This is a genomic window from Pseudomonas poae RE*1-1-14 (assembly GCF_000336465.1).
GTDB classification, from domain to species: domain Bacteria; phylum Pseudomonadota; class Gammaproteobacteria; order Pseudomonadales; family Pseudomonadaceae; genus Aquipseudomonas; species Aquipseudomonas poae.
In genome coordinates this window covers 4991085-5003664 of the sequence record NC_020209.1, presented here as the reverse complement: position 1 = coordinate 5003664, position 12580 = coordinate 4991085, and the positions used below count along the sequence as shown (strand labels likewise).

Below are 12580 nucleotides of genomic sequence, written 5' to 3'. Positions count from 1 at the left end.
GTGGGAGGGCTGGCCCTCCCACTTATCCTGTTTCTGACGTCATTTTCCGGGCACCGCCAATCCGTGCCGTTCATGGAACTTCGACGCATTTACCCTCTCTCAAAGAACACTTCGCCATCATGGTGGCCCCTTGTTGTGACCGCTGCTCCACCTTGCGGCGCGCCCAGAGAGAGTTGTGCCGATGGTTCACGAAAAGCCCCTTTCGCCTGACCTTCCAACTGCTGAACCGCCCCACCCGGCGGCGGCTGCCACCCTGCTTGCACTCATGCATGCCCAGGGTGAAGTCGAGCGTCTGAGTGAGCGCGAGCAGTTGCTGAGTTCGTTGCTAGTGAGCGTGAATGCGGTGCTGTGGGCTGTCGACTGGGAAACCCGTCGCGTGCTCTATGTGAGCCCGGCCTACGAGCGGGTGTTTGGACGAGCGGCAAGCCTGCTGCTCGCCGACCACCGCGAATGGCGCAACAGCATTCACCCCGAAGACCTCGACTACGCCGAACAGAGCCTGGCCCGCGTGCTGACCACTGGCGCCGTGGAAGACCGTGAATACCGCATCATCACCGCCGACGGGCAAATTCGCTGGCTCTGTGACAAGTGCTACATCAACCAGCAGGCCGCGCCCGACAAGCCGCTGATCGTAGTGGGCATCGCCGAGGACATCACCGAAAAGAAGCAGTTGGAGCTGGAGTTGCACCGCCTGGCCACTACCGACGTACTGACCCAGAGCAGCAACCGCCGGCACTTTTTCGAATGCGCCAACCAGGCCTTCGACGTCGCCTCTGCCCAGGGCGCGCCGCTGGCGTTCCTGCTGCTGGACATCGATGACTTCAAGGACATCAACGACACGTATGGCCACCTGGAGGGCGATCAGGTGCTGCGACGTATCGCCGAAAGTGGCCGAGGTGTATTGCGCCGTGGCGACCTGTTTGGACGCATCGGAGGCGAAGAGTTCGCCGCCGTGCTGCCCGGTTGCGCGCCGGAGATGGCGCTGCAAGTGGCGCAGCGCCTGGGCAAAGAGATCCAGGCGCTGAGCTTCAGTTATGACGGCCGCGCCTTCAACGTGACGGTCAGCCAGGGCCTGGCGAGCCTGCGCGAAAGCGACTCGACCCTCGACAGCCTGTTCGCCCGCGCCGACGCCGCCATGTACGAGGCCAAGCGCCTGGGCAAAAACCGCGTCATTGCCGACTGACGCCAGGCGCAAAATAAAAGTGGGAGGCTTCGCCAAACCTGTGGCGAGCAGGCTTGTCCTGCGTTGGACTGCGCAGCAGCCCCAAATCCAGGCGCTGAGCCGTATCAGGTACACCGCGTTTTGCTGAATTGGGGGCGCTTCGCACCCCAACGCGGGGCAAGCCCGCTCGCCACAGAGATGGGGTTACCTGAAATTTCAGGCTTTGAAATCAACAAGCTGTTTTTTGTTTGATAAGAGGGGGGCAAGCCCCCCTCCCACTGGTTTTTCTATCGCGTCAGAGCTCGGAGAAACACTCTTCGATGATCGCCAGGCCCTTGTCCAGTTGCTCGTCCGGCGAGGTCAGCGGTACCAGCACGCGCAACACGTTGCCGTAGGTGCCGCAGGACAGCAGGATCAGGCCCTTGTCCCGCGCCTTGGCCACCACGGCGGCGACCGCTGCGGCGTTCGGCTTGTGGCTGTCGCCGTCTTCGAACAGTTCCAGCGCGATCATCGCGCCCAGGGCGCGCACTTCACCGATCACCGGGTACTTGGCCTGGATCGCCTTGAGGCCGCTCACCAAACGCTCACCCACCGCTTTGCAACGGTCCAGCAGGTGCTCTTCCTCGAACACCTCCATCACCGCCAGCGCAGCCGCGCAGGCAATCGGGCTGCCGGCGTAGGTGCCGCCCAGGCCGCCTGGGGCGATGGCGTCCATGTAGTGCGCCTTGCCGCACACACCGGCCAGCGGGAAACCGCCGGCGATGGACTTGGCGAAGGTGGTCAGGTCGGCGGCAACGCCCATCTGTTCCATGGCGAAGAAGGTGCCGGTACGGCCAGCGCCGGTTTGCACTTCGTCGGCGATCAGCAGGATGCCGTGCTTGTCGCACAGTTCGCGCAGACGCTTCATGAAGGACTTGGGCGCGACGTAGAAACCGCCCTCACCCTGCACCGGCTCGATGATGATGGCGGCGATATCACGCGGCTCGGCATCGTTCTTGAAGATGCGCTCGATGCTGGCGATGGCGTCGTCGTCGCTCACGCCGTGCAGTTCGTTCGGGAACAGCGCGCGGAACACACCGCCGGGCATCAGGCCCATGCCGGCCGAGTACGGCACGACTTTGCCGGTGAGGCCCAGGGTCATCATGGTGCGGCCGTGGTAAGCGCCGGTGAAGGCGATCACGCCGGCACGGCCGGTGGCAGCGCGGGCGATCTTCACGGCGTTCTCAACGGCTTCGGAACCGGTGGTGACCAGCAAGGTTTTCTTGTCGAAATCCCCCGGCACCTTGGCGTTGATTTTTTCGCACAACTCCACGTACGGCTCGTACGCCAGCACCTGGAAGCAGGTGTGCGTCAGCTTGTTCAGTTGCTCGGTCACGGCCGCGATGATTTTCGGGTGCACGTGGCCGGTGTTCAGCACGGCGATACCGCCGGCGAAGTCGATGAACTCGCGACCTTCAACGTCGGTTACGGTGGCGTTCTTCGCGGACTCGGCGAAGATCGGGTGAATCTGGCCCACACCGCGTGGTACAGCGGCTTCGCGGCGTTTCATCAGGGAAGCGTTGGTCTTGCTCATAAAGTCCTCATTCGCCACTCATCGGGTGGCGCGGCTCAAGGAATACGTGGCGGGGAGGCAACGGCGGCAGCATGCGATGATCGACTGCCACAGCGTTCCCGGCCACTGCGAATAACGGTGTGAAACACGCAAAGGGTCAGCGCTCTCGTGCCCTTTGCGTCTGCTGCAATGCCAAACCAGGGCTTAGATGCCCAGGCAGAGGTATTTGATTTCCAGGTAATCCTCGATCCCGTACTTGGAGCCTTCACGGCCCAGGCCCGACGCCTTGATGCCGCCGAACGGCGCCACTTCGTTGGAGATCAAGCCGGTGTTGACGCCGACCATGCCGTATTCCAGCGCTTCCGCCACACGGAACACACGGCCCAGGTCGCGGGCATAGAAGTAGGACGCCAGGCCGAACTCGGTGTCGTTGGACATCGCGATCACTTCGGCTTCGTCTTTGAAACGGAACAGCGGCGCCAGCGGGCCGAAGGTTTCTTCCTTCGCCACGGCGGCGTTTTTCGGCACATCCACCAGAATGGTCGGCTCGAAGAAGTTGCCTTCCATCGCCTTGCCACCGGCCAACAGCTTCGCGCCTTTGCTCAGGGCATCAGCGATGTGTTCCTTGACCTTGGCCACGGCTTTTTCGTCGATCAGCGGGCCGGTGGTGGTGCCATCTTCCAGACCGTTGCCGATCTTCAATTTGGCCACGGCAACTTTTAGTTTTTCGGCGAACGCGTCGTACACCGAATCCTGAATGTACAGGCGGTTGGCGCAGACGCAGGTCTGACCGTTGTTGCGGTACTTGGAGATGATCGCGCCTTCGACGGCCTTGTCCAGGTCAGCGTCATCGAACACGATAAACGGCGCGTTGCCGCCCAGTTCCAGGGACACTTTCTTGATGTCCTTGGCGCATTCAGCCATCAGCTGGCGACCGATTTCGGTGGAACCGGTGAACGACAATTTACGCACGATCGGGTTGCTGGTCAGCTCGCCGCCGATGTCGCCGGCGCTGCCGGTGACCACACTCAGCACCCCTTGCGGGATACCGGCACGGTGCGCCAGCTCAACCAGCGCCAGGGCCGAGAACGGCGTCTGCGACGCCGGCTTGATCACCATGGTGCAACCGGCGGCCAGGGCCGGGCCGGCCTTACGGGTGATCATCGCGGCGGGGAAGTTCCACGGGGTGATGGCAGCGGTCACGCCGATCGGCTGCTTGAGCACGATGAGGCGCTTGTCGGGCTGGTGGCCAGGAATCACATCGCCGTAGATGCGCTTGGCCTCTTCGGCAAACCACTCGATAAAGGACGCGGCGTAGACGATTTCGCCCTTGGCTTCGGCCAGCGGCTTGCCCTGCTCAAGGGTCATCAGGCGAGCGAGGTCGTCCTGGTTTTCGATCAGCAGCTCGAACCAACGGCGCAGCTTGTTCGCGCGCTCCTTGGCAGTGAGTGCACGCCAGGCCGGCAGCGCCTTGTCGGCGGCCTCGATGGCACGGCGGGTTTCCGCGGCGCCCATCTTCGGCACACTGCCGAGAATCTCGCCCGTGGCCGGGTTATTGACCTTGATGGTTTGACCGTTGTCCGCGTCGACCCAAACGCCGTCGATAAAGGCTTGTTGGCGGAACAACTGGGTATCTTTGAGCTGCATGTCGGCTTTCCTTAACAGCACCGCGCGCACGCGGAGCGAATTAGAGTTGTAGAAAGGCGCCTTGTGGGCTGCCGTCAGGGAAATCAGCCCCAGCGCGCAACGTGAGTGAAACGGCGCACGGGAGACAGAGCGTTTGAAATCTCAAACGAATCCTAGGAGCAATGGGGGTACAGGGCAATAGTCTGTTCGAAAAAAAGAACGTAAAGCGCCTGCGTGTTCGGGAAGTGTGATCAGCGTGGACGAACAGCGTTCCACCCCATCGACCACCGGCCCCCGATGCAGAGCCCTGGCGGGAAGGTTTCCCACGATCCAGCGGCCAAACCCAGCATGGACGCCCAAGGTCGACATGGGTATGATGGCGCCCGCACAAGCATCCGTAGCTCAGCTGGATAGAGTACTGCCCTCCGAAGGCAGGGGTCGTGGGTTCGAATCCCGCCGGGTGCACCATATAGCTGTTTAGACCTGTCTACGACAGTCTACGAAACACCTGAAGAAGCCCGCCTCGTGCGGGCTTTCTTGTTTCTGGCTATCTCTCCTTGCCTCTCCCTATATCTTCCTCTCGTGTATCCCATCATGTACGTTCTAAACTAATTAAAATGGTCACTCAGACCAAATCGTCTGTTTCGCTGGCCGCCTTGTCGGGCTGCAGGTAACCACGCCGGTAACCACCAAAAGTCAACACCCCGTCTGGTTACCATCTATCAAAACGCCCGCACAGGCGTATAGAAAAGGTTGAAGCATGACCACCATAGCGAAGTGGCTAGATAGACTGAGGAACAAACAAGTACCTGCTTCCCCATGGTCTGAACATCGACGCAATGAAGCCTTGGAACTACTTAAAAATGCCAACAGTAAAGAGACCTGGGTAGAACTCAGTACCCACTACAACGGTTTCATTCGAGAAGTCGCAGTCAGGGAATTGTCCAACCACCCGTCTCCAGAAGCGTTAGTGGCTTTGATAAATCGGCTGAATGATTGGGTTCCGCAGATTCGCGATTTGGCGTTAGTAGCCATGAATCACTATCTGTCGACCTCGCAGACTCAAGCGTTGTTATTTGCGCTGGAGCCTCTTATGGCGCTGGCTGCGCGGCAGAGAGCCGATCATGGCCCCACGTTAATATCCGTATGCGACGTACTACAGTCGCCCGAAATCCAAGGTGAGGTCTATGCAAATTTCCTTACTCGACAAGGAAAAGCTGCGCGCTATCTGTTTGCGCTTTTGCTGGAAAAAAATACCGCCCCAGAAGCCCTTCTCCGCAGCGCCCTGGCTCATCGTGAGCTAACCGTAAGGCTAGCAGCCGTGTCTGCATGCCAGGAGCTGCCAGTTGCGCAAGCTTCGCCATTGCTGCTTGAAGCCCTGTCACAGCCAGGAGCTAAAGTGCGGGTCTGCGTACTACGAGCGCTGCTCCCATTGCTCGACAATCCAAGACAGCTTTTACGCCAGGCCTTGCTGGATGCATCGCCCTCGATCCGTAGCCTGGCACGCTTTGAGGCACCACGTAATAACGTCGACACACTGGCGGTGCTATCAGAACGGGTGAACCAAGATGTGCCCACAGGGAAACGTGATTGGCTCGGTGTTCTTGGCCTGGCAGCAGAGCTTAACGCCGAACTCGACGAGCGATGGCTGACAGAAGCGCTACGTTCTAGTTATTCCACCGTACGGCATGCGGCTGTGCGCCTGCTCGGGGATGACCAATTGCCCGAACTGTTTGAGGCGCTTGATGATCCGTCGGACAAAGTGTTTCGCGCTGCGGTGACGGCGCTAGACAAACAACCATGGACCTCCGTGCGCACGGGATTAGACGAAAAGTTAGATCTGGACTGGCGTGAACTGTCGACAACCCGCCGCCAAGCGATACTTCAATTAAAGCCGGGATGGCAACAGGTGGCATATCTGTTAGAACGGCTCGACACAGAGCCCGTTGCGAAGGCTTTCTGGCTTCGTCAAGTTGAGCAGTGGTGCGATCGTCAATATCAAATTGTCGACCCGGTAACGTCGAAAATTGAGCGAGGAGTGCTGGTGAAAAAGCTTCAGGGCTTGGCGGCGGGAGGCCTCATCCGCAGCGATATTGTTGCCCGCATTGTTAGATGACTGGGGTGTAAACGGTATATTACCGTTCAACTCGTGACTCGATACCCATCTGGTTACCAACTATCACAGTATCTCCGTTACCAATACCGTAACGATATTCTTTTTTCTTCAAGATCCTTTCAATTTCAACATTGAAATTTCAGTAAGTTGGTGTGATTGCCGCTACCACGATCCTGCGGGTTTCATGCCGCGTGTCCTCAAGATATTCTCAGGATCCCCAGCGAATTTTTCACAACCTGCCAGAGACCACAGATGAGTAACCTTCAGAAGCTGATGGAAAATGCCAAGTCGGGCTTATCTGTTCAGGAAAAAATCTCTGATGAGGATTGGCATGCAATCGCTAAGCAATGCGGAGCCTCTGAAATTGGAGAGATCGAACAGCGTATTGCCAGGTTACGAGCCGAGTTGGAAACGGTTGAGGAGTGGGACGGAGATACCCAAGATGACATACATCTTGCGATTTCCAGGTTCACCCAATTAATAAGGTCCGCGAAAGCACGGTAGCGATGCTAGTGGGGGTGGAACCACAAGGATTCAACATGAATAAATTCAATAGGAGAGTGTCAGATTTTTTGTGTTCGGGCCGGTTAAGGCCTGCCGTCAGGCAGGCCCTATCTTTACCAGGTCGGCCTGATAAATCGATCTCCGTACAGAATCGCAAATTGATTCATTGCGTTCTTCCAATCATGAGCCGCACTGCCCCAGTTCGCGGTGATATTTCGTAATGCCAGCCAGATTAGCTTTGTCGCGGCCTCATCCGTTGGGAAGTGGCCTCGCGTTTTGATGACCTTGCGCAACTGGGCATTGATACTCTCGATGGCATTGGTTGTGTAGATCACTTTGCGTATTGCCGGGGGAAACACGAAGAACGGTATAACTCGATCCCAAGCACGTTTCCAAGCCGATACGACTGTCGGATATTGCTTACCCCAAGGCCCGGCTTCGAAAGCCAGTAGCGCTTGTTCTGCGGCGTCAGCATTAAGTGCTTGATAGATCGGTTTCAGTGCCTTGGCCAGCTCACGGCGCTTATCCCACGGGGCGTAATCGAGGCTGTTACGGATCAGGTGGACGATGCAGGTCTGCAACGTCGTCTCAGGAAACACAGCACTCAGCGCTTCGGGCATGCCTTTGAGACCGTCAGTTACGGCGATCAAGACGTCTTCGACGCCTCGGGTTTTCAGGTCGTTAAAGACCTTCATCCAAAATTTGGCGCCTTCGGTTGTTTCAATCCAAATGCCCAGAATATCTCGCGTTCCGTCCGGCAATACTCCCAGTGCCAAGTAGATCGCTTTGTTGCGAACCAGGCCTTCGTCGCGAATTTTGACTCGCAATGCATCGAAGAAAATTACCGGGTACATCGGTTCAAGCGGTCGCTGTTGCCAGGCGGTAACCTCCTCCAACACTGCGTCAGTGACGGAGCTGATGAAATCGTGAGAGACGTCTGTTCCGTACTGTTCAGAGAGAAACGCCCGGATTTCGCGAACCGTCATGCCTCGGGCATACATCGCGATAATCTTGTCATCGAAGCCGGTAAAACGCCGTTCGTGTTTGGGGATCAGAATCGGAGCAAAGCTTCCATCACGGTCTCTGGGAATGTCCAAACGCAGCGGACCGTCATCGGTTAGCACCGTTTTTCCGCTCTTGCCGTTGCGCTGGTTACTCGATTCCTCAGGGCGCTCCGCGCCCTGAGGATAGCCAAGGTGGTGGCCCAACTCGGCACCAAGAGCTCGCTCGATCAGCGCCTTTTTGAACGCCATCGAGGCATCCTGAATGGCTTCGGCACTCATCGGGCCGCTGACGAACTGGTCGATCAGCTCTTGGGGAATGGATGGAAGGTCTCGCGGGGCCTCACGGGCCGGTTTCTTTTTGGTCGGCATACATGCACCTCTATCAACATGTTATGCCCGAACACAAAATTTATGACAGTCCCCTTAATAGGCTTCACTTACCACGAGCCCAGCCCCTTATAAACCGGCACCAAAAGCCTCCAGTTCAAAACGACGCTGGAACCAAGTCAGTGAAGAAGCCCCAAACCGAAAGGTCCGGGGCTTTTTCGTATCAACGCCTTCTCACCCCCTCCAACAATCCCGGCAAATCCTCCTGCGGAAACCGCTCATGCAACGCCAGCAGCTTCTCATCCGCCGCCCTGCTTTCTCCCGCCTCACGTAGCGCGACAATCTCCCGCAACCCCTCCTCCAACGCAGGCCCTGGCACTGGCGCGCGTTTAGTGATTCGTTCGGCTGCAGATTGGCCCACCATCGCCCCAGCGCGCTCATCCCTGGGCGCCATCGCAATCCGGGCCATCGGTGCCTGCACAGAAAACGTGGCGGTAGATATTTCGTTATGCGCAACCGGCTCACGCATCACCACACCCACCATCAACGCCAGCCCGGCCACCGTGGCGAATGCCATTTGCCAGCGCGGTTGTTTACAGATGTTGCGCCAGCGCTGCCACACGCTCATCTGCGGCGCTGGGGCCTCACGTCGGGCGGTGTCGAGGATGAAGGCGTCGAGGGCTGCAGGCGGTTCGCCTGGGCTGTGTTGGCGATAGTGCTGCAGCAGGTCATCGGGATCCGGTTTGGCGCGTTTGTCGGTCATGCGGTGATCTCCTCGCCCAGCAGGCGGCGCAGTTTCTGCTGGGCGTAGCGCAGGCGGCTTTTGACGGTTTCCAGCGGGGCGTTGGTGAGGGCGGCGATTTGCGGTACGTCGAGGTCGCCGTGCAGGCGCAGCAGGAAGACTTCGCGCTGGTCGTCGGGCAGGCCTTGCAGGGCGGCGTCGAGGCGGGCCTGGTCGCGGCTCAGGCTCAGTTGCTGCTCGGGGCCGGCGTCGTGGGCGGGCTGGGCGTGCAGTTGTTCGTCGTAGCTGTCGTGCAGCGGGCTGTGGATGCCGTGCTTGCGCCAGTGATCGATCAGGCGGTTGCGGGCAATCTGGAACAGCCAGGTACGAAAACTCGCGCGGCCCTGTGGCTGGGTGGTGCTGCGGATCAGGCTCAGCCAGGTTTCCTGATAGATCTCTTCGGCCAATTCGGCCTTGTTGCACAGGGCCACGAGAAATCGGTAAAGGCCCTGGCGGTGACGTGCGTAGAGCGCTTCGAACGCGGCGGCGTCACCGGTTCGGTAGCGGGCCAGCAGCGATTCGTCGCTGGGTGAGGCAGCCGGGGTGGGCATGTGCGTGGCGGGCTCCTTTTGATCGCAGCGTGTCAGTCAGGACATTTAGTGAATGGCATACCGCTATCGGGAGCAAGCCCCCTCCCACAGTTGATTGTGGAGGGCCGAGGGATTGGCTTAACCGAGCGTGTGAATGATTCGCTCACTTGGGTCAGACGCAGGAGTCCGTGAAGTAGGTTCATTCGCCGGTCAATCTGGATAGTTTCACGAGCTGGGTGGCACGGCCAGCAACGACGGGGTCGAGGGCTGAAATTAAACACTGCATAAACATTTACGTCCTCGGCCCACCGCTCAAAAAAGTCTTGTTCGGACACATATCCACCTTTGGAAACGCTTTCCCGGACTGGCAGTTTTACCCCCCCTGCAAACGGAACCTGCGGCGTCGTTCAAGTAAGGAAAGTGACAGCACCCAGCGGAAAATACTACCGTGAGAATAGATTTCAGCGCGCCCTTATATGCCTATCAGCCGTACATTCAACCTGCTCTGCGACCGTTCAACCGGTTGCTTGGAACACTCCTTCGGCCATTTCTCCAACCGCCTATTCCGCACCGCTATGTGCGCAAGGCGCCACCACACTACGTCGAGTCAAATCGCTTTCTGCATCCTCCAGCCAGAAGTACTCGCCATGCCAACTACGACGAGACGCTGCGCCGGGACGATCCACACGCAGCCAGGATCCACAAGCGCTCGTTTGACAAGCAGCAAGCCGTTGAGCAACTCACCCGGGAAACGGATAAGTGGCATGACTGGAATCGGAATGGTAAGACTGAAATTTCCTACACCTTCAACACCCATGCACAACGGTTCAACGAAGCTCAAAAGCGGGACGCACGACGCTCCATGCAATCCTGGAGTGATGTCGCCAATCTGGATTTCACTGAGAACGGCCGCCAGGCAGAAGGTCGATTAAGCTTCGGTGTTTCCAGCCAAGTCGACACGGCAGTGGGCTTTTTCCCCGGACAGTTTTGGAGCAGCGGCAACACGTTTTACAACCCAAGCCGGGTGACACGCCACGATCTGACCCACGAAATTGGTCACACACTGGGCCTGACTCATCCAGGCCATTACGACGGTTGGACCGGGGCAAGCGCGCCTGCCCACGTACAGGACTCCAGAGCGCATAGCGTCATGAGTTACTTCGATGCCGAACACTGCGGCAAGCAGCTTGGCGAACCGCCCAAAGCGCCGATGATGGACGACATCAGTGCGGTGCAAAAAAGGTATGGGGCCAATCATCACATTCGCCGGGAAGACAACACCTACGGTTTCAACTCCAATAGCGGCAGGGATTACTACTCCCTCGAAAACCATCGAGATAGCGCGGCGTTCTGCATCTGGGACGGCGCGGGCAACGACACGCTGGATGTCTCGGGGTACGGCAACGACCAGGTCATCAACCTCAGGGCGGGCTCGTTCTCGGATGTGGGGGGCTTGCGAGGCAATGTCTCTATTGCGCGCGACTGCGCCATCGAAAATGCCATTGCCGGCTCAGGCCATGACGCACTGATCGGCAACGACGCCGCCAACCGGCTCACGGGCGGCGGCGGCGCAGACCGGCTGCGCGGCGGCAGAGGCGCGGACACGTTCGTCTATAAACGCGCCAGCGATTCCACGCCTGAAGCCCCGGACGAAATCATGGACCTCTCTACCGGGGTCGACAAAATGGACCTGCGCGGCCTGGAGAACGAGGCCAATGCACACCTCAAACTCGTCACTGCCTTCACTGGGCGCGCAGGCGAAACCATCGTCAGTTTCGACCCGGCTATCAATCGCTATTTCGTCGCCATCGACCTGACTGGCACGGGCAAGCCGAGCTTCCGAGTCAACAGCACGCAATTGATCAAGCCCAAGGACATCCTGGTGAACTGAGGCTGCAAAAAGCCCTGGCTGACCAGGCGGCCAGGCAGGGCTTTTAAAACACGTCAGTCGGTGCCGTATTTCGGATTACGCGGGCCGTACAGAATGCCGGTGCGTTGTCCTGCCGACAGCAGGCGGGCGCTGGTAATCCCGGCAATCGGGTGCGCCGCATCGGTGGAGCTGTTGATCACCTGCTTGACCGCCGCCGTGATCAGCATGCCTACCAGGCCGCCGCCGTTGTTGTTGCCTTCTTCGCTGGACGCACGCGCCGCACCGGTCCACAGGGTGGTGCCGGTACGCAGGTCGACCAGTTTGGCCGAGGCCGTCACGGAGGTGTCGCTGGAGATCAGCATGTACTTGGTGCCGTACTCGCTGACGGTGATGTACAGCGCTGCGTCCGCACCAAAGATGTCATGCAGCTTGGTGGGCGGCACGGCCTGAATATCGTTGGCAGTGGTCAGACCGTTCTGACGGAAGGTTTCATCCACCAGGGCGATCGGCAACACGTAGTAGCCGGCTTCGGCCAACGGGTAAGTCACCTGCGACACCAGGCTGTAGGAGGCCTGCACTTCCGGCGACTCGTTGATCGGCGGCAGTACCAGGATCGACTTGGGCCGCGCCTGTTTGTAGGCCGTGTAATCAATGGTCTTGGGCGCCGCGCAACCGCCGAGCAAAGCCAGGGCCAGCAAGGCGCCGGTGAGTTTCAAGAGGTTCATTTGAGGGCAACTCCGGCCTTGGCGTTTTTAAGCAAAAAATCCATGTAAGCGGCGGACTCAGGGAACAACGCCTTTTCGGTACGCAGCTCCTGCACCATCTGGTCATCCTTGCCCATGCTCATGTACAGCATGCCCAAATGCGCGTGGTAACCCGGCGGCGCCTTGCGGCCACTGGCGTTGATCTTCTGCAGATCGCGTTCCAGTGCCTCGACTTGCGCTTCCTTGGGCTCACCCTTGAAGTACTCGTAAACCTGCGGCTGGTAGCTTTCCCATTGATACAGGGGCTGGGGCGCCGTCTGGCACCCGGCGACTGCTGCGATTGCTGTCAGCATCAGCGCCAACTTCACTGCCTTGCTCATCCGTGTACTGCTCCTTGTGGTGTG

General features: G+C 58.9%; 11 protein-coding genes and 1 tRNA gene. 5 read left to right on the top strand and 7 right to left on the bottom strand.

What is annotated here, in order from left to right; translation table 11 throughout:
- The first annotated feature begins 181 nt into the window (after positions 1-181).
- The gene (locus tag H045_RS21995) at positions 182-1183 is read left to right on the top strand and encodes a GGDEF domain-containing protein (protein WP_003238726.1); all 1002 of its coding nucleotides are present in this window, start codon (positions 182-184) and stop codon (positions 1181-1183) included.
- A gap of 274 nt (positions 1184-1457) precedes the next feature.
- Here the strand turns inward: H045_RS21995 and gabT are convergent, their stop codons facing one another.
- Positions 1458-2735: a 4-aminobutyrate--2-oxoglutarate transaminase gene (gene gabT / locus H045_RS21990; protein WP_015373476.1), complete on the bottom strand. Its 1278-nt coding sequence runs from the start codon at positions 2733-2735 to the stop codon at positions 1458-1460.
- Positions 2736-2918: 183 nt separating this feature from the next.
- Positions 2919-4361: an NADP-dependent succinate-semialdehyde dehydrogenase gene (gabD, locus tag H045_RS21985; protein WP_015373475.1), complete on the bottom strand. Its 1443-nt coding sequence runs from the start codon at positions 4359-4361 to the stop codon at positions 2919-2921.
- A gap of 370 nt (positions 4362-4731) precedes the next feature.
- Between gabD and H045_RS21980 the strand changes: the two genes are divergently transcribed.
- The 3 genes from H045_RS21980 (at position 4732) to H045_RS21970 (ending at position 6960) form a co-directional block, all read left to right on the top strand.
- Positions 4732-4808, top strand: a tRNA-Arg gene (locus H045_RS21980).
- Positions 4809-5100: 292 nt separating this feature from the next.
- A complete protein-coding gene (locus tag H045_RS21975) occupies positions 5101-6456 on the top strand; it encodes a PBS lyase (protein WP_049818598.1) in 1356 nt (451 codons plus the stop codon).
- 252 nt (positions 6457-6708) lie between these two features.
- Positions 6709-6960: a hypothetical protein gene (locus H045_RS21970; protein ID WP_015373473.1), complete on the top strand. Its 252-nt coding sequence runs from the start codon at positions 6709-6711 to the stop codon at positions 6958-6960.
- A 113-nt stretch (positions 6961-7073) separates the two neighbouring features.
- On the opposite strand, the gene H045_RS21965 is transcribed toward H045_RS21970, so the two are convergent.
- The 3 genes from H045_RS21965 to H045_RS21955 form a co-directional block, all read right to left on the bottom strand.
- Positions 7074-8333 carry an IS256 family transposase gene (locus H045_RS21965; RefSeq protein WP_015372597.1) on the bottom strand — a complete coding sequence of 420 codons (1260 nt, stop codon included), beginning with the start codon at positions 8331-8333 and terminating at the stop codon, positions 7074-7076.
- A gap of 181 nt (positions 8334-8514) precedes the next feature.
- A complete protein-coding gene (locus H045_RS21960; RefSeq protein WP_015373472.1) occupies positions 8515-9054 on the bottom strand; it encodes a hypothetical protein in 540 nt (179 codons plus the stop codon).
- A complete protein-coding gene (locus H045_RS21955) occupies positions 9051-9623 on the bottom strand; it encodes an RNA polymerase sigma factor (RefSeq protein ID WP_003238717.1) in 573 nt (190 codons plus the stop codon). The genes H045_RS21960 and H045_RS21955 overlap by 4 nt, the downstream gene beginning before the upstream one ends.
- Before the next feature lie 427 nt (positions 9624-10050).
- On the opposite strand from H045_RS21955, the gene H045_RS25160 reads away from it, so the two are divergent.
- A complete protein-coding gene (locus H045_RS25160; protein WP_244159685.1) occupies positions 10051-11493 on the top strand; it encodes a M10 family metallopeptidase C-terminal domain-containing protein in 1443 nt (480 codons plus the stop codon).
- 53 nt (positions 11494-11546) lie between these two features.
- On the opposite strand, the gene H045_RS21945 is transcribed toward H045_RS25160, so the two are convergent.
- Together H045_RS21945 and H045_RS21940 are read right to left on the bottom strand one after the other, a co-directional pair.
- A complete protein-coding gene (locus H045_RS21945) occupies positions 11547-12197 on the bottom strand; it encodes a DUF799 domain-containing protein (protein WP_003238713.1) in 651 nt (216 codons plus the stop codon).
- A complete protein-coding gene (locus tag H045_RS21940; protein ID WP_003238711.1) occupies positions 12194-12556 on the bottom strand; it encodes a DUF4810 domain-containing protein in 363 nt (120 codons plus the stop codon). The genes H045_RS21945 and H045_RS21940 overlap by 4 nt, the downstream gene beginning before the upstream one ends.
- Positions 12557-12580 lie beyond the last annotated feature (24 nt).

What these genes read in the sequence shown, in the direction of transcription:
- H045_RS21995 (WP_003238726.1), top strand. Translation starts at nt 182, where the DNA reads ATGGTTCACGAAAAGCCCCTTTCGCCTGACCTTCCAACTGCTGAACCG.
- gabT (WP_015373476.1), bottom strand. Translation starts at nt 2,735, where the DNA reads ATGAGCAAGACCAACGCTTCCCTGATGAAACGCCGCGAAGCCGCTGTA.
- gabD (WP_015373475.1), bottom strand. Translation starts at nt 4,361, where the DNA reads ATGCAGCTCAAAGATACCCAGTTGTTCCGCCAACAAGCCTTTATCGAC.
- H045_RS21975 (WP_049818598.1), top strand. Translation starts at nt 5,101, where the DNA reads ATGACCACCATAGCGAAGTGGCTAGATAGACTGAGGAACAAACAAGTA.
- H045_RS21970 (WP_015373473.1), top strand. Translation starts at nt 6,709, where the DNA reads ATGAGTAACCTTCAGAAGCTGATGGAAAATGCCAAGTCGGGCTTATCT.
- H045_RS21965 (WP_015372597.1), bottom strand. Translation starts at nt 8,333, where the DNA reads ATGCCGACCAAAAAGAAACCGGCCCGTGAGGCCCCGCGAGACCTTCCA.
- H045_RS21960 (WP_015373472.1), bottom strand. Translation starts at nt 9,054, where the DNA reads ATGACCGACAAACGCGCCAAACCGGATCCCGATGACCTGCTGCAGCAC.
- H045_RS21955 (WP_003238717.1), bottom strand. Translation starts at nt 9,623, where the DNA reads ATGCCCACCCCGGCTGCCTCACCCAGCGACGAATCGCTGCTGGCCCGC.
- H045_RS21945 (WP_003238713.1), bottom strand. Translation starts at nt 12,197, where the DNA reads ATGAACCTCTTGAAACTCACCGGCGCCTTGCTGGCCCTGGCTTTGCTC.
- H045_RS21940 (WP_003238711.1), bottom strand. Translation starts at nt 12,556, where the DNA reads ATGAGCAAGGCAGTGAAGTTGGCGCTGATGCTGACAGCAATCGCAGCA.